Raw genomic sequence first — 18,751 nt, forward strand, 5'->3', positions numbered from 1 at the left:
GTCCCGCGATGACCGCGGCAGCGTTCTCACGAACGCCCCCAACGTTCCTGGGACATCAAGCCCTGGCAAGCCTCAGACAGCGACGGTCATAACAGTGCAGCCCGCCGTCCAGACGGTCTTCGAGCAGCTGCACCACGTCGCCACGCAGATTGCTTGCCAGTTGGCGCGGCGGAGGGCTGACCGCGCCCATTGCACCTCCGGCTACAAGCATCGCCAGGACCGTCGCGGTTGCGCGCATTGCGCGCAGGCCGTCAGCGCTTGGCGGGCGGCGGCTCGACCCAGGCTTCGTCGTCATCGGCATGCGTGGTGGCTTTGGGAGTTTGCCGTGGCACAGGCGTCGCGGCAGTAGGCAGTGGCGCAGGCTTCATGGCGGCAGGCACGCTGATCGGGCCACGGTTGCTGCTCCGGGCGGAGGCTGCCGACGCAGGCGCGTTGGAGGCCGACGGGTCAACAATGACGGGCTCGGGCAAGCCGTCGTAACTGCGATCGGCCACCAGGCTGCGCGGCAGCCGCCCATCGGGCTGCGGGCCTTGCCCTGCCACGTCGCCAGCCACAGCCAGCAACTGGCCCGCACGGTTGGACTCGGGCGGAGTCTCCCAGACAAGCAGCGCGCGCGGCATGATGGCGGCTGCCATGCCGGGCCGATGAAGGTCCACCACCTCGCGCTGCGGGAAGGGGCCGGCATTGAGCGCGCCGAGGGCGCGCACATCGAACACCAGTTCAGCCCATACCAGGCGGTCCGGATTGATCCGATGCAGCAAAGCGTCGGCACGGGTTTCGTCCACGCGAAGCCGCGGCCAGAGGCCCGCATTGGAGACACCGGGAAGAATGAGCTGCATGGTCGGCGGCAGTTCGGCGTTCCCGGGTTGCGGAGTGCCAGCTCGCCACTGCGGATTTGGCCGCTGCTGGCACAGCGTCAGCAGCAGGAAGTAGGGGGCGACCTCATCGGGGCGGACGTACTCGCCTCCATAGTTTTCCCAGACGCAGACGCTGCCCCGGCCGGTATAGCCGCGAGGTCCGGAACGCGGCGACTCGCCGCCATAGACACCGGTGTTCAGGCGCGGCTGGCGGCTGCGGGAGAACAGCGGATAACGCACCGCGAAGCTCTGGGTGGCGAGGTCGTAGTCCAGCAACTGCACCCAGAGGCCCAACACCAGCCGCGGCTCGGCCACTTGATTGCCCAGCCGCTGAACGAGAGCCTGGATCGCCCGCGGTCGGGCGATCTCGTTGCCACGGGTGCTCTGGGCCACCTGCGGGTCCATCTGCTCCAGCAACTGGTTCTGGAAGTCCTGATCACGCCGGGCGTTGCCACTGGCGGGCCCGAACAGGCGCTGCGCCGCGTACTGGCTCAGCAGCGCCTGCGGCGCCTCGGGAATGAAGTCAGCCTCACCTGGGCGATCCAGTCCCGTACCCACCTTGCCCAATTGCTGGGCTGATACCGGCGCACGGCCCAATTGGGCCGAGACGCCCCGCAGCCGCGCGACGATGTCCTGCGGAAAGTGGAAGCCGGCGCACATGTTCTGGACGGAACTGCAGCGGGCCGTCGCATCATTGCCCGTGGCCAACGCGCCTGCCATGCGGTAGTAGCGGTCGGCGGCTGCCCAGGCCTGCATCCCCTCGGCCGCCACGCCCAGGTAGAAGTAGGCGATGTCGCGCCGATAGCTGGTCTTGGCCGTGGCCAAGGCCAGCCCGGGCCAGTCCTGTGAACGATAGAGCTGCTGCAACCGGGTCTGGTTGATGGCGTAGATCGGCATACAGGCCAGTCCGCAGTCCATCTGCACGGTACCGGCCTTGATGTTGGCCAGAAGCTGCGCCTCGCCACCGGGCGGGACGGCGTTCGGTGCGGTGCAGCCCACAAGGACGAATGCCAGCGGAGCACAGAGCTTGAGGAGCAGGGCGTGTCGTGTCATTTCCATTGACCTCGCTTGGCAGCCATGGCCTGGTCCATGGCATCCTTGTAGTTGGGCGGCGCATCGGCCGAGGCGCTGGCCACGCCGTTGAGCAACAGGGCTTCGGCCACGTCGATCTGACGCCGCGTCAGGCAGCGGAAGGTGCCGGAGGAGGCGGGCTCGCAGCTGAGGTAGTTCTCATGGCTGCCCAGCCAGCTCTCGAAGCGGCCGCGCTGCGCGGCGGCGATGAAAGCGACACCGTGCAGCGGCAGAGCTCGGCCATCGATCTGTGGCCATCCGTCGACTGAAATGCCCTGCACGGCGCCAGCCACGGCTGTCGCCTTGGAGGAAGCCTGGATCTGAGGCGCAGGCACAACTGCCGGCGTGGCCGGGCCAGCCACAGGCGCGCTGCCTCGCCGGACTAGCGCCTGCGGAATAGCGACCTCCGCATTGTCCAACCGACTACCGCAACGGGCCGGCGCTTTGGGCACATGGGCAGACCAGCGAGCTTCGGGCCAATTGCCGACGGCAGGACGCAAGCCGGTGACGGGGGTGCCAGGTGGCAGGGTGCAAACGGAGCCATGGCCGTCGCGCACAACGAAGTTCGTCAACAGCACGCCATCACCCAGGCTGGCCACCACGGCAGGCGTGCGCGCAGGTTCCACGGCGCGGTGCTCGCCGCTCCATTCCAGCAGCGCCCACACGGGCAGCAAGATGACGCCCATCAGCGCCAACGTCGTCAGCAGTGATCGCAGCTTGCCGTGCTGCGCCTGGGCCGGCCCCCCGGCGTTGCGGTATTTCTCATAGGGCTCGGCTGACGCCACGGCACGGCTGGTAACGAAAGCCGAGGCGGCAGCCAATATCAGGGCCACGAACAGCAGTGGCTGCCCCCAGAAATACATCAGCCTCAGCGGGCCGAGAGGCAGGTTGTGCGAAGCCTGCTGCAAGGCTGCCGCCGCCATGACGCCCAGCACACCCAGCAACAGCGGCCCGGCCACGAGCCAGCGTATCCAGCCGCCGAAGGAGCGCACCGCGGCCTTGAGGCGTGCGCCCAACCGCTGCCACGCACCGTCCAGCGTCAGCCATAGCGCGAGCTCGATCACCAGCATCTCGCCGTAACTCAACCCCAGCGCCACCGGGTCAGCGCCGATTGCCCCGCCGGAATGCAGCACCCCACCCCCCAAGGTCAGCAGCGGAGAAAGCAGAGCCAGCAGCGTGAGCGCCTTCAGCAGGGAGGCACCCAGCATGCGCAGCCGGCCACGCCACACCAGGCCGGCGCCAGGCGCCAGCAACGGCTCCAGCGCCGCGGCCTTGCGCATGCGGGCGTAAGTACCTGGCAGCATGGCGGCATCGCCCGCCTGGCTGCGCGAAGCGCCATGGGCAAGCAGCAGTCGCGTCAGCCCCTCATGGCCCCAGAAGGCGGCCCAGTGCAATGGCGCCTTGCCCTGGCTCAAACCGTCCACGCGAGCGCCCGCCGCGAGCAGGCGCTCGATGACGGGCAGGTAGGCCTCGGCGTCCTGGTGCAGGAAGTGGAAGGCGTAGAGCGCCGTGAACAAGGAGTCGCAAGGCGGCTGCCCTTCGACCGCGAGGTTGGGGCCCATGCGGTGGATGTCGGCGCCGCGCGCCAACAGCAGCTCCAGCAAGGGCGGCACCCGGTCCAATGGGCTGGTGGTCAACGCCAGATGCAGCGGCAACCGGCCGTCCGCACCGGTCGTCTGGTTGACGTCGGCACCCGCATCAAGCAGGCGCTGCACCAACGCCACGTCCACCGGGTACTGGTTCTTCTGCGTCCGGAAGGCGGTCAGGGCCAGGCCCAACACGGTATGGCCGTCGGGCCGCACATGGCGATGGCTGGCGCCGCGCGCCAACAGCAGCGCCACCATGTTCTCGCGCCGATAGCGCGCGGCAGCCGCCAGCGCGGTGTCCCCCTCGGTGTCTGCCACTTCCAGATCCGCACCGTGGTCCAGCATGTAAGTGACGGCAGGCTCGTTGCCGTTGGCCGCGGCCGTGACCAGCGGCTTCCACGGCTCGGCCGGAGCATTGAAGTCCAGGCCTTGGGCGACGAACTCCTCCAGCAGGTCCAAACGCTTGGCCTTGAGCAGCTCATGGGCAAGGGTGCCCTGGCGCTGGGTCAGGTCGGGGACGAACTCGGCCAGCCTCAGTCCCTTGAAGGCCCGCACTGCGCCAAGTTGGTCGGCTGGCTGGGCCTGGGGCAGCGCCTCCAGGTGTTCGACGATGCCCAGGCGCTGGAGCCAAAGCAGCACCCGCGAATGGCGCTCGGCCAGGCCTGCACGCAGCGCCGCCTGCACATCGGCCGGCGCGCCTGCCAGATCCTCGGGCAGGAAGAAGTAACGCCCCGCCAGCTGCAGGCGGTTGCGGCCGCCGCTGTGAAGGTCATAGACCAACTGGTTGAAAGCCAGCAATGCGCCCTGTGGGCCCAGGAAGCGCGCACGCGCCGCAGTGGCAAACTCGCCCTCGCCGCGGGCCTGAAGGAAGAGGTAGAACGGGTCAAACGGCTGTGTCAGCGCCTGCACGTAGTGGGCCTGCTCGGCCAGCAAGGCGTCGCCCAGCTCGTCCTCGGTGGCGCAGCGTCGGCCTCCGGCCGTGACGAAGGGACGGGCCGCGTCCAGCGTGTAGACCGCGCGCAGCAGGCCAGCCTGCCTGTGGGCATCGTCCTGGTCGAACTGGCGCACGATCTTCTCGATCTGGGTGGCCAGCTCCATGTCCCGGGCAGCATCCAGCCATTTGCCGATGGTGCCGAGGTAGAGATAGTCCAGCCCCAGCGCCGTATGTTTCTCCAACAGGGCTGCCAGCTCGGCGGGCGTCTGGTAGTACTCGTCGCCGCGGAAGGCCAGGCGCTCGTAGACGCGCTGAGTACGGGTGTAGTCCACCTCCAGCGCCTGGCGGTCCACCCACCGCCGCACCTGCTCCAGTCCGAAGCGCTGCTTGGCGCTGGGATTGAGCAGGCCCTTGATGAGCGTCTCCAGCGAGGCATCCATGCCCGGAGGGAACGGCACCTCGCAGTCCTGGACCTGGCGTTTGCGCACGCCGTCCGAAACGCCCTGGAATGGGCACTGGCCCTGCCAGCACTCCAGCAGCGTGATGCCCAGTGCGAAGTAGTCCACCTTCTCGGTGACCAGGGTCTGCGTCTCGTTGGCGAAGCGGGAAAGCTCGGGCGCCGCGTACTCGCGCGTGCCGTTGGCGGTGACCTGCACCTCCGTCGCGCCGGGCGCTCGCAACGAGGAGATGCCGAAGTCCGCCACCGCCACGCTCTCGAAGCCAGGACCGGAGATCAGGATGTTTTCGGGTTTCAGGTCCTGGTAGATCAGGCCCACGCGCTGATGCAGATGCTCCAGGCCGTCGGCCAATTGGCGCACCAGGCGACGCAGCCGCTCGAGATCCTGCAGCGGACCCTCGCGGCGCAGCAATTGGTCCAGCGTGCCAGCAGGAAAGTACTCGAGCAGCTCGTAGTCCTGGCCAGACTCGCTACCGAAGCCGTGGATGGCAACGACATTGGCATGGGGACGGGCCTGCAGCGCTGCCAGGGCGGAGAGCGGCGCGTGAAGGCCGGGGCGGTAGTGCTTGAGCACCAGACGCTGCGTACCGTCGCTGACCACATACGTGCGAGCCTCGCTGGTGGTGGTACTGAGCGCCGACTCGACCCGGTAGCCAGTACCACGCAGCGTCACTGTCTGGCCGATCATCAGATGCTGGCCGCCATCGCTGCCCATCTGGGCCGCAGGCGACCCGGGTGCGGCGGACTGCGCGTCGACGCGTGCCGTCCCCTCGGGGCCCGCTGCGGCCTGGGGCGCCACGCGCGCCGTGCCTGCCGGGCCTGCAGCGGCAGGATCGACACGAGCGGTCCCCGCGGGGCCTGCGTTGGCGGCATCGATGCGCGCGGTGCCTGCCGGGCCTGCCGGGCCTGCCGCTGCAGCGTCAATTCGGGCAGTGCCGGCGGGACCCGTCGGGACGGCGTCGATGCGGGCAGTGCCGGCCGGGCCTTGGTCGGTGCTGGATCTCATGGTTAGGCAGAGGGCTGGAGTTCTGGGAGTGCCGGGCGCGGGATGTCAGCCACCAGCACGGAAATGTTGTCGAGGCCGCCGGCCTGGCGCGCGAGCTGCACCAGGGTCTGTGCGGCGGTCTCGCGATCGCCGACCAGGGCCTGGGCGATATGGGTGTCGTCCACCATCTCGTGCAAGCCGTCGCTGCACAGCAGGAAGCGATCGAATGGCTGCACACCGTCGGCGATCTCGGCCAGCTCCAAGTAACTCTGGCCGCCACCGCCCAACGAGTTCACCAAGAGGTTGCCGGGCAGATTGGCATCGCCCGCCGCTTGCCGAAGAGAATGATCCCGGGTAAGGCACTCCAGCACGCCTGCGCGACGGCGATAGAGCCGGCTGTCGCCCGCATGGAAGCGCCAGGCGCGCCCCTGACAAAGCAGGAGCCCGACCACCGTGGTCCCCATGCCGGCGAGCTGCGGGTCTGTCTGGGCTTGTGCCAGCAGCATGGCGTTGGTGCGGTGAGCCCACATGGGCAGCACGCCGGCCAGCTCATCACCGTCCAGGCCCTCGGGAAGGGCTTGAGTCAGGTCGCGCAGCTGGGTCAGTGCAATCTCGCTGGCTCGCTCACCAGCGGCAGCGCCACCCATGCCATCGGCGACAGCCAACACCAGATGCCCCTGATGGTCTGCAGTGTCCAGCCGCAGGCTGAGCGAAGCGTCTCGCAGCAGCCGGGTGCCGAGCAGGACCATGTCCTCGTTGTTGCCACGCACGCAACCGACGTCGCAGCAGGCGTCGACATCGGCCCTCATTCGAAACTCACCGTGAAGGCCACATCGCCCAGCGACAGTGTGGCCCCCGCCTCCAGGCGTTGTGGCTGACCGGGTACCAGCTGGCGCCCGTTATAGAAACTGTGGTTGAAGGAGTTCATATCCTCGCCGAACCACTGGCCGGCCGCATCGCGCCGCAGCTCCATGTGATTGCTGGATATCTGCGAGAAACGTGCAAGCACTTCGGCGTGCGGGCCGAAGCGCCGCCCCAGAACGTCGCCCGGCGCCGGCTTCAGCTCCACGCCGTGAGCTGCGCAGCGCAGGCACAAGCCAAGGGCGGATGTGGCTGGCGCACCTGGGACCGTCGGAGCGGCTACCGACGCACCCGTCGAAGGCTGTGGGGCCGGGGACGCAGCCGTCGAACTGCTGCCTGCCAGCGCCTTGGCGGGCAGCAGCGGCGTGCGGTCACGGGGGCAGACTTTGCCCTTGCCGGTGTAGCCGCACATGCCACACTTCATCAGCTCTGCGCCACATTGGTCGCAATAGAAAGAGTCATCGTCGATGTCGGCCTTGCAGCCGGGGCATTGCAAGCTCATGCGGGGTCTCGCTGCTGAAGGTCGGCGGGGGTGAACAGCCGCATCGCGGCAGGCTGCTCAGCCTCGGACAGCTGCAAGGCCGTCACACGTTCGCCGCAGGCCGACTTGACGTCATTGAACAGCCGCCGTACGGCTCGCGCATTGCCAAAGTTGACGGTGCGCGCGGCATGCAGGGCCCGCAGACGCTCACTCAGCACGTCGTCGAAGCCCGGTGCGCGCTGGCAGCCTTCAGCGTCGCACATCGAGATGAAGATCTGCTGCAGTTCGGAGGGCCCGTAGTCGGTGAAGTTGATGGTGTCGCTGAAGCGGTCCTTGAGGCCGCTGTTGCTGTCAAGGAATTCCTTCATCTCGCGGTGGTAGCCAGCGGCGACGACGACGAACTTGCCACGGTCGTCCTCCATGCGCTTGAGCAGCGTATTGACGGCCTCGATGCCGAAGTCGCCCTGGGCGCCGCGAGGCAGCAGCCCGTAGGCCTCATCGATGAACAGCACGCCGCCCATTGCCTTGTCGATGAACTGGTCGGTGAGCTTGGCCGTCTGGCCCACGTAGCCGGCCACCAAGTCGGTGCGCGTGACCTCGACGACACGGTCCGTGGGCAGCATGCCCAGGCCGTGGAAGACGCGCCCCATCAGCTTGGCAACGGTGGTCTTGCCGGTGCCGGGACCGCCCAGGAACAGGAAATGCCGCTCCAGCGGCTTGTTGCTCCCGAGCACACGTTCGCGGTTGAGCGTGGCGGCCAGCCTACTGACCGCGTCCTTGACCTCCTGAAGGCCGGTGAGCGCCTGCAGTTCACCCAAGGCAGCGGCCAGCGTCTGCGGCGAGCCCGTCGCAACGCCGGGCACGTCCTCGGGCAGCAGTACGACCATCTCGCCCGCGTCGGGCGCCCGGCCCTGGCGGCTCAGGCGCCCGGACTGCGCACTGCGCACGTCGTCGAACAAATTGCGCGCCTCACGACCATTGGCGAAGTCGCCGGTCTTGCGCGCGCAGCGCGCCGCGAAAAACGCCAGTACCCGCTCGCGCGTGCCGGCGCCAAGCGTGTAGCGCTTGGCGGCCGCCTGCACATTGAAGATCTCGGTGAGTTCGTCCGGGGTGTAGTCGTCAAGGTGGTAGGTGCGCTTGAATCGGGACTTCAGTCCCGGGTTGGTTCGCACAAACTCCTGCATCTCACCGTCGTAGCCAGCGGCGATGACGACGTATTTGCCTCGGTCGTCCTCCATCCGCTTGAGCAGCGTGTCCACGGCCTCTCGGCCGAAGCTGTCGTTGTTGCCCTGCACAAGTGCATAGGCCTCGTCGACGAAAAGCACACCGCCCTCGGCCTGCTTGCAGGCGGCCACAACTTTGGTGGCCGTGTGCCCCTGGTACTCGCCGACAAGCTTGCTGCGGTCCACTTCCACGACATGGCCGGTAGGCAGCACGCCCAGGGCCTCGAACACCTCGCCGAGCTTGCGAGCCACCGTCGTCTTGCCTGTGCCAGGGTTGCCGGTGAGGATGAAGTGATAGGCCAGCTTGTCGTCCTCGTCCCCGGCCAACCCCAGCGACGCGCGCAGCCGGTTGTTCTCGATGTCACGGTGCAATGTGCGCATCTCGGTCTTGATCGATCCCATGCCGATCAGGTCATCGACCGCGGCCATGATTTCCTCGATGGACTTGACGCGATCCACATCCTTGCCCATGTCCTCGGGCAATAGAACGTTGTCGCTGCCGCCGCGGGTGTAGTAGCGACGCTCGATCTCGGCCGCTTCGTCCAGCGCCAGCCGGCCATTCACGGCGCGGATATCCGGGCCGCCCGACTTGAGCCGGCGGTAGAGCCAGCGCATGCGCATCAGCAACTGCCCCCGCGTGTCATCGGGCAACGAGAAGCTGTTGCCCAGCAGCGCATTGGCGCAGATCTGCGCCAGTTGCTCCGGCAAGTAGTCGGCGATGCGGAACACGTGGCTGAAGCGGCCCAACAGGTTGCGCGACGCAGCGCGCTGACAGAACGCTTCCAGGCCAGACGGCAAGCCCGCCATGACGACCACGGGGTCAAGCGGCGAGCCTTCCATCAGATGCATCAGTTGGTTGAAAGGCGCCTGCGGCTCACCCTGCGGGCTCAACAGGAGTTGCGCGTTGTCCACGAACAGAACGCTGCCCTTGGCCTTGGAGAAGGCGGCGGCCAGCTTCTGGCTGTCCAGGTCGTCCTGCTGCAGGCCATTGACGACGACGGGCTGCACGCGCGCCACGAGCTGCAGGTCATGCAGCACGCTGGCGAGCATCGGGCCCAGCTGCGACTTGGCGGTACCCGAGTCGCCGATGATCAGCAGCGCCAACGCCCGCCGCGGGTCGCGGCCGCTGCGCCGGCGCCCCTCGGCCTCAAGGCGAATCGCGTCCAGCGCGGCTCGCAGGTTATCCAGCCCCACCAGGGATGCCAGCGTCTGCGCCGCCGTGGGCGCAGCAAGACCGGTTCCGCAGAACTTGCAGAACTTCGCGCCAGGGCGGTTGGCCCCGGCGCAGGATGCACAAGCTTTCACGTCCTCTCCTGCCCTCTTGTCTTGTTATGGGCTCAACGGCTGCGGTTCACCTAGCCGCCCTCCCCTCTCTTCTTTCAGCCCGCGCTATTTCGCGGCGAGATCATTCAAACAGCCAGCGCCCTCCCAGCGACGGGTTGCCGCATTCGTTCGGGTTGTCGTGCTTGCAAGTGGCCCAGTTGCACAACCACTTGGTGGGCGTCTGGCCTTCGCCGACCAACTGGCTTCGAATCTGCATGAAATACCGACGTGCCGACTGGGCATCCGGGAAGCTGCGAGCGTCGGACACAGCCATCAGCGCCTGGATGCGCTCGCGGGCCTCCTTCAGCCGCAGCGACAGCCCGAAGGCCTTGACCTCGCTCTGCGCCATCTCCTGTTGGCGTGCGGCGCGCAGCGCTTCCTCACGCGCAGCCTGGGCCGCTTGGACAGCAGCTTCGGCTGCGCTAGCCTGGGCCTCCTGGCGGGCACGGGCGGCTTGTTCACGGGCCTGTTCGGCTGACGCCGCGTCTCGTGCTGCCGCGTCCTGCATGCTTCGCCGTGCACCGGAGAGATCAAACCGCGGCTTCGCCGCGGGCGATGGCGGCCGCGCCTGACCGACGTCGTCCCGGATCTCGGTGCCGATCTGGCGCAACTGTTGCAAGGCCTGGGCCAGCGCCGCATCCTGCGGCGGCGCTTGCATCAGGCCCAAGGCAAGATCGGACAGCGCGTCGCCACAATCACTGCAGAAATCGAAAAAACCGCGAGTGCCGCAACGCGTGCAACTCAGGCCCAATTGGTCGGCACTGCATTCGACGCAGAAAGCAGCCCCCTCGGGCAACTCCGCATAGCAGAAGCGGCAGCAGCCCGGCTTGAGCCATAGACCGCAGGCCTCGCAGAAATCGCAGCCGCCGACCTCGGTGCCACATTGAGGGCATGGGCTGCCAAGCGCATGACCACACTCGACGCAAAAGATCGCGCCCGGCACGAGCGCCTCATTGCAGCAAGGGCACGCTTGTGCGGCGTCGGACCGGGTCTTGCCTTGCTCGACCTGTCGAGTGGCACTCCGCTCGTCCGACAACTGGCTCAACGCGTCGTCGGCACTCAACGCCTGCACCCCTTCGCGCAGTCGACGTCGCTCGCGAACTTCCTAGCAGTCAAGCTTGACGCCACGTCAATTGCGGTCATCGAAAGGTGCGCTGCGTGCCACATCGATGTCTATCGGTCATTGTTGGAAGACTCAAAACATCTTATCCAACAAATCCGTCGCCGCCGTCCCCAGCCTCCCACGCAGTCAGAGGGTAATCCTCCTACTGCGCCGGCCAACATTGCACCGTGAATCGCAACTGCCCGTCGAAGCGAATTTCCTGGCGTTCCAGCCTTCAGATTCCAGGTGTGGCAGGCTCTCACGGGCTTGACCTGCAGTTCGGTCTCCTCGTTTTCGGCAGCAAAGCGTATGCACGCCGCACCCCTGCTTCCTGGTGCGAGCAGCGTTCACCGCCGCGTTCAACGCTAGACATGGTCGCCGCTGAGTAGGCGGCCGGTCTCCAACATCGTAGGTTGCACGTCGAGGCGTGTAGAGCTACATGCTGTGAGTTGCGTCGTCAGCAACCAGGAGACCGACCATGGAAGAGCGTACCAAGATTCACGTGGGCCTGGACGTCCACAAGGACAGCATCAGCGTGGCTGCCGCCGAGCCGGGACGCACCCCGCGCGTTTGATCGGCAACGCGGAGCGCCTGGGCGCGGTGCATCCAATAGGCCTTCCAGCCTCAGTTGGACGTAACGACCTCGCCACTTGGACACCGTCTGAGGCGTCACCAGCTGGCGCGTGGCGACCGTGTTGTTGTCCAGTCCGTCGGCGCATCCCAACACGATGCGCGCCCGCAGCGCCAGTGCCTGCGCGGTCTTGCGTCGCAGAGTCAGCGCAACGAGCTCGTCTCGCTCTGCATCGCTGCCGGCAGTTGAACGTTGCCGAACTCGGCTCCTCGTCGACCATCGGAGCGAACGCCCCATCGCCACGTCGCCACCACTTCACGTCGAAGTGGTATCGGGGCCCGAATGCAACGACTCGCTCGCCCGGCCCAATGGCTAGCGTTTTCTGGTCAGTCTCAGGAGGCCGCCATGGAATCGCCCTCGCTCCCAATCGCCGAGGCTCTGGCCAGCAGCGACCCGTCAGACATTCAGAGGTTGCCGCTCGTGCGTCGACGACGGGCCTCGGCCGCTCCACGATCTATCGTCTGATGTCGAACGGCAGCTTCCAACGCGCAGTTCAGCTGACGCCGCGCGCCGTGGGCTGGCCCAAGGCCGTCATCGACGCCTGGCTTGAAGCGCGCCCGAAGGTCGCTCACTGAACGGCGGGTGACAACCACAGCGCCAGCTTCATCACGACCCCGACCAGCGCCAGCAACGCGAAAAACCGCGCCACCCACCAACTGGTGAACCAGTAGCGGTGGTTGTTGAAGATCGCGCCGCTCAGCCTGAAAAACGCACACAGTGCGGCGACGATGGTCACCGGGACGACAAGCCCTGCCGCCTGTGGGTACTGGTGCACGAGCACGACCCAAGCGAGAGGCCAACCCACCGCATCCACGGCTGCAAGCAGGCGGCGCCCAGGCCAATAGGGAGCATCGGGGCGTGGCTCACGCTGCACCAAGACAATCATTGCGCCTCCCGTGATCGCGACTAACTGCTCGGCGCGCAGACGCAATGGAATCACCAATCGCCTTCGCGTAGGCACAACACGGAAACAAAACGTAAAACTGCAGTGACCAAAACAGCACTCCCTAAGCAGAGAACGAATGGCGCCCCGAAATTTCCTAACCCTTCATCCACTCGAAAACCCTATCAGCACGAACCACCGAACGCGACGTCGCTGAAAACGTTCGGTGGAACGAGTGCACCGGGACGTTGAGAGACATAGTGGCGATGCCGCAGAACCCGCTCGCGACCGTTCGGTCGGCGGCGGACCGATCTAGACAGTCCATCCACAAAAGTCTGCAATGCGCCCCGGGGGCATGTCACTCGCCACTCCAGACCCGCCGCAAGAGCGGATCGCTGTCAGGCGCAGCCACCGGAGAAGGGGATGGATTCATCTGACACCGACCAAGGCGCCATCAACCGCGGAAGGCGAAGCGCCATCTTTCGTTCCGCGCACAAACGCCTCGATCCGATTCCCAGGCCACTGGGCATCAAGCGGTCGGCACTCCAGGCCCAGAAGCTTCGACGCACCGCGCTCGAGGGGCACGTCGGCCTGATCAGAACAGCCGGCAGGCCAGGCGCCAGCGTCCTGATCTCGGCAGATGGCATGACCGCGTTCGCCGTCAGCGAGATGGCCACCGCGTTGGTCATCGAGAAGCGGCACTGCCCTCAGGACGGTCCGCGAACTTCCCACGTGATGCTGTTCGAGAACGCTGCGGTGTTCGACCGCTGGTGCGACATCGAGCCCTCCCGCTTCGAGGACCCACTGCTGTGCGACCAGTTGCGCCGCAAAGGCCATGAGTTCTTCGCCGCGCACGGCTGACCTGTCGGACTCCACAGCGCAGGCTGACACTGCGGAACCTGTGCTGCGCGTCGTCCAGTACCTCCCGCGCATCCGTCAGGCAGGCAGCGCGGAGTCGGCCGTCGCGGTGTTCCGACACCTGCTTGGCATGCTGGGCGCTGACGGAGGCATCTTCCTCAGCGTCATCACGGACGACGCCATGCGCACATCCGTTCGATCGCTGCTCGCCTGCGATCCCCGATGGGTGATCGAGTACTCGCGAGACGGCTGGCACGACCGGGATCCGTGGCTGAGGTACGCCATGGATTGCCAAACGCCTGTTCGAAGCGCTGAGCTATTCGTGCACCCCTGGGAAGAGGAATTCGCGATGAAGGCATCGACTCTCGGCTTCGCGTCGGCTGTCGTCGTCCCCGCCCCAACCAGCTTCGGCGCGGCACGCGTTGGCGTGCTGGTGCTGGGATCGAACAACGCCGGCCACTACGACGGCGAGGACTACCAGCTGGTTCAGATCGTCGCCAGGGCGCTGGCGATGGAGCTTCATGAGTGGCTGCTGCGCACCATCCGCGACGACTTACTGGCGCGGTCACGGATCACGCCCGATCAGATCGAACTGCTTCGGTACGAGGCGGCCGGACGCAGCAGCAAATCAATTGCCGCCGAACTGGGCATCAACCCGAAGGCCGTGGACCGTCGCTTTCAGCGGGTGTGCGAAAAGCTCGATGCCCCGGACCGTCGCATCGCCGTCCGAATTGCGCGCCTGTACGACCTGATCTGACCGTGAGTGGCATCGGGACGCGAATGCCCCTCACGACCCAGGCCGCCCGACAACTAATTTGACTTCATGGCTCCTCAGCGAGCCGAACGAAACGCCAGCGATGGCGCACTTCATTCAAGGTCAATGCCATGAAGTTCCAGTTGCTCGAGAGGACACCCCAGCGCGGCGACACCGGCATTTGCCTGCGGATCGGCAAACTCGAATCGCCGCTCTGCAGACTCGGCACCTTTGTCGTCTGCCTGGCCACGCTGACGCCTACAGCCTCGCATGCTGTCGATGGCTGCACGGTCCTGCTGTGCCTGGCCGCCCCCAGCTGGCGATCCATCTCGCAATGCGTGCCGCCGGTCGTGCAGGCGTTTCGGGACCTGGCGCGCGGCAAGCCGTTCCCGACCTGCGCCATGGCAGGCGCCGGCAACTCTGCGTCGCACACCTGGTCCAGCGCCCCGAGCTTCTGCCCGCCGCAATACACGCATGAATGGCCCGGCCCCAACAGGTCGACCTACACCTGTGATTTTTCGGGCGCCATCTCGGTGTCGATCAACGGCGCGCCGTTCAGCCAGACCTGGTGGTCGGCGTCGGGCGACACCGTCACGTCTTTCAGCGCGGCTGCCAAGGCCCAGCTTGGCAGCTGGGACACCCGATTCGATGACGACTACGCCGCCTGGCTGGCCTCCCAGCCGGCGCCCGTCAATGCGAATTGAGACGGCCATGGACGCATCCACCTTCATCACCCTCGCCTTGGCCTGCGCACCCCGCGTCCATGTGGACACCGCCCGCGCCCTCGCCCAAGTCGAAAGCGGCCTCAATCCCTGGGTCATCGGCGTCGTCGGTGGCGCGCTGCAGCGGCAACCCTGGAGCCGGGCCGAAGCGCTGGCCACCGCAAGAGCCCTGCAGGCCCAAGGCTGGAATTTCAGCGTCGGCCTGGCACAGATCAACGTCCGCAACTTCGCGAGGCTCGGGCTGACCCTCGAGACGGCGTTCGAGCCCTGCGCCAACCTGGCCGCCTTGCAGATCGTGTTGACCGACTGCTTCGACCGAGCCGGCAGCTCGGGAGACGGCGAGCAGCGCGCTCTCAGGCAGGCCCTGTCCTGCTACTACAGCGGCAACTTCGCCACCGGCTTTCGGCACGGTTACGTGCAGCGTGTCGTCCATGCCGCGACCAGACCGAAGCCTTCTGTTTCCCCAACGCCCTCGAAGGAGCAGTCATGAACCGCAATGCCAAGTTCCAGAGCACCCTGCCCGCACTCGCCGTCCAGCTTCCCCTGGTCGTGACGTCGCCTGCGTTCGCCGCCGGTTTCGACAAACTCAACGACACGGTCACCAACGTCAACACGATCCTCGTCACGATCTCGATCGCCGTGGTGACCATCGCCATCATCTGGGCCGGCTTCAAGATGATCTTCCAGGGCGCCCGTTTGGTCGACGTCGCCAATGTGCTGATTGGCGGAACGCTGATCGGCGGTGCCGGTGCCATGGCCTCCTACATCGTCAGCTGACAACCGAGGAATGGTCGTGCAAGGCGAAGCCATCTACAAGGGCGCCACACGCCCGGCGATGAAGTTCGGCGTCCCACTGGTGCCTCTCGTGGTGCTGTTCGGCGGCGGCACGCTGCTGATCCTGTGGAGCGGCGCCCTGATCAGCTGGTGGTGCTCTCTCGCCGTTGCGCTGGCCATCGTGCCAACCCTGCTCTGGATGCGATTCGTCACCACCAAGGACGACCAGCGCTTCAGGCAGGTGTTCGTTGCCATGAAGCTGCACCTGCATGACCACAACCACCGTCTCTGGCACGCGCGCAGCTACTCACCCACCGTCTACAGGGGAGCACGCGATGCTTGGCATGCCTGACAGTTCCAACGGCAGTTCACGCTGGAGCGGCCGTCGCAACGCGATGCCACGGCTGTGGACGCGGGCCAGGGTCGAGAACCCGCTTGGCAGCTTCGTACCCTTCTCGTCGCTGGTCAGCCTGAACGATGTCGTCACGCGAGGCGGCGACTACTTCCGGGTCTGGCGCCTGGATGGCATTCCCTTCGAGAGCGCCGATGAGCACTTGGTCGCCGAACGCCATGAAGCGCTGTGCAGCCTGCTGCGCAACCTCGCCGGCGGCCAATGGGGCGTCTGGACGCACAGGCTGCACCGTGCCGTGACTGACCGTCTCCAGGATCCGGAAGCGCCGGGTTTCGCGCAGGATCTGTCGCGCGCCTATCAAGCCAAGCTCGCCCAGCTCCCGATGATGAGCAACGAGCTCTACCTGACGTTGCTCTACAGGCCCCAGGTGTCCCGCATAGGTCGGGCGCTGCAGCCCAGGCAGCGGACGCGCACCGCGATTGCCGATGCGCAAGCCGACGCGCTGCGCGTCATGGAGGAACGGTCGGCCCTCGTCGAGCGGGTCCTGCGCGGCTTCACCCCGCGGCTGCTCGGGACTCGACAGGCGCAAGGACGCACGTTCTCGGAGCTCGCCGAGTTCCTCGGCTACCTGGTCAACGGCCGCTGGCGTGCCATCCCGATGGCCAGCGGCCCGCTGTACCGCACGCTGCCAACCACGAGGCTCTCCTTCGGTGGCGACAAGCTCGAGCTTCGGCATGGCGACGAGCGTCGGTTTGCCGCACTCGTCGATATCAAGGAGTACGCCGACGCGGTCGAGCCCGGAGTGCTCAACGCCCTCCTCTACGAAGCCAGCGAGTTCATCGAGACGCAGAGCTTCTCCATCCTGCCGCGGCGGGAGGCGATGCGCGCGCTGGAGCTGCAACGCGATCAGCTGATCGCCAGCGACGACGTCGTTGCCAGCCAGATCGAAGAGATGGATGTCGCGCTGAACGAGCTGGGCGATGGCCAGTTCTGCATGGGCGAGTACCACTACTCCCTGGTCGTCTTCGGCAAGAGCGTTGCCGATGCCGGTCGCCGGGCCGCGAATGCCATCGGTGCCGTCGGCGAATCCTGCAGCCTGCAGCTGTCGCCCATCGATCTCGTGGCTGACGCCGCCTGGTTTGCCCAGTTGCCAGGCAACTGGCAATGGCGTCCCCGCGACGCCAAGCTGTCGTCCCGCGCCTTTGCCGCCCTGTCCAGTGCCCACAACTTTGCCTGCGGCAAGCGCGACGGCAACCCCTGGGGCGAGGCCCTTGCGCTGATGCGCACGCCGTCAGGCCAGCCGTTCTATCTGAACCTGCACAGCAGCCCGAGCGATGAAGACTCGGAAGACAAGAAACTTCCGGGCAACACGCTGATCATCGGCTCGACCGGCGTAGGCAAGACGACCCTGGAAATGTTTCTGCTGGCGTTGACCCGCAAATGGAATCCTGCTCCACGCCTTGTGCTCTTCGACCTCGACCGCGGCTGTGAGATCGCCATTCGGGCATTGGGCGGCCGCTACTTCACGCTCGAAGCAGGCAAGCCGACGGGCTGCAATCCCCTCCAGTGGGAACCGACGCCGGCCCGCGTCCAGTTCTGGGAACAGCTGATCCGGACCTGTATCGCCACGCTGGCCCTGCCATTGATGCCGGCCGACGAACGGGCCATCGCCCATGCAGTCCGAGCGGTGGCCCTGATGCCCACCGCATTGCGACGCTTCTCCACCGTCCGCCAGAACCTGCCCAAGGCCGGCGAGAACAGCCTCTATGAAAGACTGGGCAGGTGGTGCGAGGGTGGCGCGCTCGGCTGGGTGTTCGACCAGGCCGATGACCGGCTTCAAGAACTCCACAGGGCGCCGGCCATCGCGTTCGACACCACCGAGTTCCTCGACCTGCCCGAGGTGCGCACGCCGGTGATGATGTACCTGCTGCAGGTCATGCAGGAGCTGGTCAACGGCGAGCGGCTGATCTATGTGATCTCAGAATTCTGGAAGGCGCTGGACCACGAGATCTTCAGCGACTTCGCCAAGCAGAAGCAGAAGACCATCCGCAAGCAGAACGGCCTGGGCATCTTCGACACGCAGAGCCCGTCCGACGTGCTGCGCCATCCCATCGGCCGCACGATGGTCGAGCAGAGCGTGACCAAGATCTTCCTGGCCAACCCGGAGGCGGTTCGCGAGGAATACATGGAGGGCTTCGGGCTCAGCGAGGCCGAGTTCGACATCGTCCGCAGCCTCGGCGCCCGGGGCGGCCGGCGCTTCCTCATCAAGCAGGGCAATGCCAGCGCGATCTGCGAGCTCGACCTGGCCAGCCTGGAGGACTTCGTCACCGTCCTCTCAGCCACTACGGACAACGTCGCACTCCTGGACGCCATCCGCGCCCGTCATGGCAACGACCCGATCCAGTGGCTTCCCGTACTGCTACGCGAGGTCCAGGACCGAAAACTTCGCAACCTCGGGAGATCCACATGAATGTCGTCACCAACATCGTCGCGCTGGCGTCAGCGGCCATGCTGGCCGCGCCGGCCCAGGCTCAGTTCGTCAAAGGGAATGAAGCCGTATCGGTCAGGGCCGATGGGGCCCGAAAGGTCGAAACCCCACCCATCCCCTCTGCCACCTTGGGTCCGCCGTGCAAAGCGGTCGACCCCGCCTGCTGGTCGTTGGGCGCCTGGCTGATGCTTGAGACGGCAGACGGGCTACAGGAATGCACCGAGCTCTATGCCCGACCGGAAACCTGTAGGGCATCGACGTTCGGGTCGCTCAAGAGGCTGAGGCTCTGGGTGGTCAAGGTGAAAGGCCAATGGATGCAGTGCCCGCGCCCCGACATCGACAGCGGCTGCCTCAGCACAAAGGCTCTGCCGCCGGTCACCACCGTTCAGTGAAGAAACCGAGGCATCAC

The 18,751-nt window shown here is 66.4% G+C and carries 16 protein-coding genes and 1 pseudogene; 9 read left to right on the plus strand and 8 right to left on the minus strand.

The genetic code is table 11. The features are described from left to right. Positions 1–251: 251 nt before the first annotated feature. The 7 genes and pseudogenes from EV671_RS22165 to EV671_RS22195 form a co-directional block, all read right to left on the minus strand. A complete protein-coding gene (locus EV671_RS22165; protein ID WP_132575909.1) occupies positions 252–1,910 on the minus strand; it encodes a hypothetical protein in 1,659 nt (552 codons plus the stop codon). Then, positions 1,907–5,911, minus strand: coding sequence for a protein kinase domain-containing protein (locus EV671_RS22170; RefSeq protein WP_132575911.1), 4,005 nt, complete (start codon positions 5,909–5,911; stop codon positions 1,907–1,909). Before EV671_RS22170 ends, EV671_RS22165 begins: the two co-directional genes overlap by 4 nt. Positions 5,912–5,913: 2 nt before the next feature. Then, on the minus strand, positions 5,914–6,699 hold the full coding sequence (locus EV671_RS22175) for a PP2C family protein-serine/threonine phosphatase (RefSeq protein WP_132575913.1): 786 nt from the start codon (positions 6,697–6,699) through the stop codon (positions 5,914–5,916). Then, a complete protein-coding gene (locus EV671_RS22180) occupies positions 6,696–7,253 on the minus strand; it encodes an FHA domain-containing protein (protein ID WP_132575915.1) in 558 nt (185 codons plus the stop codon). The genes EV671_RS22175 and EV671_RS22180 overlap by 4 nt, the downstream gene beginning before the upstream one ends. Continuing rightward, positions 7,250–9,760 (minus strand): AAA family ATPase, encoded by a 2,511-nt coding sequence (locus tag EV671_RS22185; protein ID WP_132575917.1) that lies wholly within the window; start codon positions 9,758–9,760, stop codon positions 7,250–7,252. The genes EV671_RS22180 and EV671_RS22185 overlap by 4 nt, the downstream gene beginning before the upstream one ends. 100 nt (positions 9,761–9,860) lie before the next feature. Then, complete coding sequence (locus EV671_RS22190; RefSeq protein ID WP_132575919.1) at positions 9,861–10,841, minus strand: zinc ribbon domain-containing protein; 981 nt, start codon at positions 10,839–10,841, stop codon at positions 9,861–9,863. Positions 10,842–11,442: 601 nt separating this feature from the next. Further along, a pseudogene (locus EV671_RS22195) lies at positions 11,443–11,748 on the minus strand (helix-turn-helix domain-containing protein); the annotation flags it as partial. Between the two features lie 71 nt (positions 11,749–11,819). Between EV671_RS22195 and EV671_RS28025 the strand changes: the two are divergent. Then, positions 11,820–12,086, plus strand: a complete 267-nt coding sequence (locus EV671_RS28025; protein ID WP_132575991.1) for a helix-turn-helix transcriptional regulator — start codon at positions 11,820–11,822, stop codon at positions 12,084–12,086. Here EV671_RS28025 and EV671_RS22205 read toward each other — a convergent pair. After that, a complete protein-coding gene (locus EV671_RS22205) occupies positions 12,080–12,442 on the minus strand; it encodes a hypothetical protein (protein ID WP_243655844.1) in 363 nt (120 codons plus the stop codon). The genes EV671_RS28025 and EV671_RS22205 overlap by 7 nt on opposite strands. 375 nt (positions 12,443–12,817) lie before the next feature. Here EV671_RS22205 and EV671_RS22210 point away from each other — a divergent pair, with 375 nt between their 5' ends. From EV671_RS22210 to EV671_RS22245, 8 genes are all read left to right on the plus strand, one after another. Next, positions 12,818–13,255, plus strand: a complete 438-nt coding sequence (locus tag EV671_RS22210) for a hypothetical protein (RefSeq protein ID WP_132575923.1) — start codon at positions 12,818–12,820, stop codon at positions 13,253–13,255. Then, positions 13,230–14,009 carry a helix-turn-helix transcriptional regulator gene (locus EV671_RS22215; protein ID WP_132575925.1) on the plus strand — a complete coding sequence of 260 codons (780 nt, stop codon included), beginning with the start codon at positions 13,230–13,232 and terminating at the stop codon, positions 14,007–14,009. The genes EV671_RS22210 and EV671_RS22215 overlap by 26 nt, the downstream gene beginning before the upstream one ends. Positions 14,010–14,137: 128 nt before the next feature. After that, complete coding sequence (locus EV671_RS22220) at positions 14,138–14,710, plus strand: hypothetical protein (protein ID WP_132575927.1); 573 nt, start codon at positions 14,138–14,140, stop codon at positions 14,708–14,710. 7 nt (positions 14,711–14,717) lie between these two features. Beyond that, entirely contained in the window at positions 14,718–15,218 is a 501-nt protein-coding gene (locus tag EV671_RS22225; RefSeq protein WP_132575929.1) for a lytic transglycosylase domain-containing protein, read from the plus strand. Further along, complete coding sequence (locus EV671_RS22230; protein WP_132575931.1) at positions 15,215–15,505, plus strand: TrbC/VirB2 family protein; 291 nt, start codon at positions 15,215–15,217, stop codon at positions 15,503–15,505. Before EV671_RS22225 ends, EV671_RS22230 begins: the two co-directional genes overlap by 4 nt. Before the next feature lie 10 nt (positions 15,506–15,515). After that, the gene (locus tag EV671_RS22235; protein ID WP_415840496.1) at positions 15,516–15,854 is read left to right on the plus strand and encodes a VirB3 family type IV secretion system protein; all 339 of its coding nucleotides are present in this window, start codon (positions 15,516–15,518) and stop codon (positions 15,852–15,854) included. Then, the gene (locus EV671_RS22240; protein ID WP_132575935.1) at positions 15,838–18,324 is read left to right on the plus strand and encodes a VirB4 family type IV secretion/conjugal transfer ATPase; all 2,487 of its coding nucleotides are present in this window, start codon (positions 15,838–15,840) and stop codon (positions 18,322–18,324) included. The genes EV671_RS22235 and EV671_RS22240 overlap by 17 nt, the downstream gene beginning before the upstream one ends. After that, positions 18,321–18,734: a hypothetical protein gene (locus tag EV671_RS22245; protein WP_132575937.1), complete on the plus strand. Its 414-nt coding sequence runs from the start codon at positions 18,321–18,323 to the stop codon at positions 18,732–18,734. The genes EV671_RS22240 and EV671_RS22245 overlap by 4 nt, the downstream gene beginning before the upstream one ends. Positions 18,735–18,751: the final 17 nt, after the last annotated feature.

The organism is Roseateles saccharophilus, from assembly GCF_004342485.1.
Lineage (GTDB): Bacteria > Pseudomonadota > Gammaproteobacteria > Burkholderiales > Burkholderiaceae_C > Pelomonas > Pelomonas saccharophila.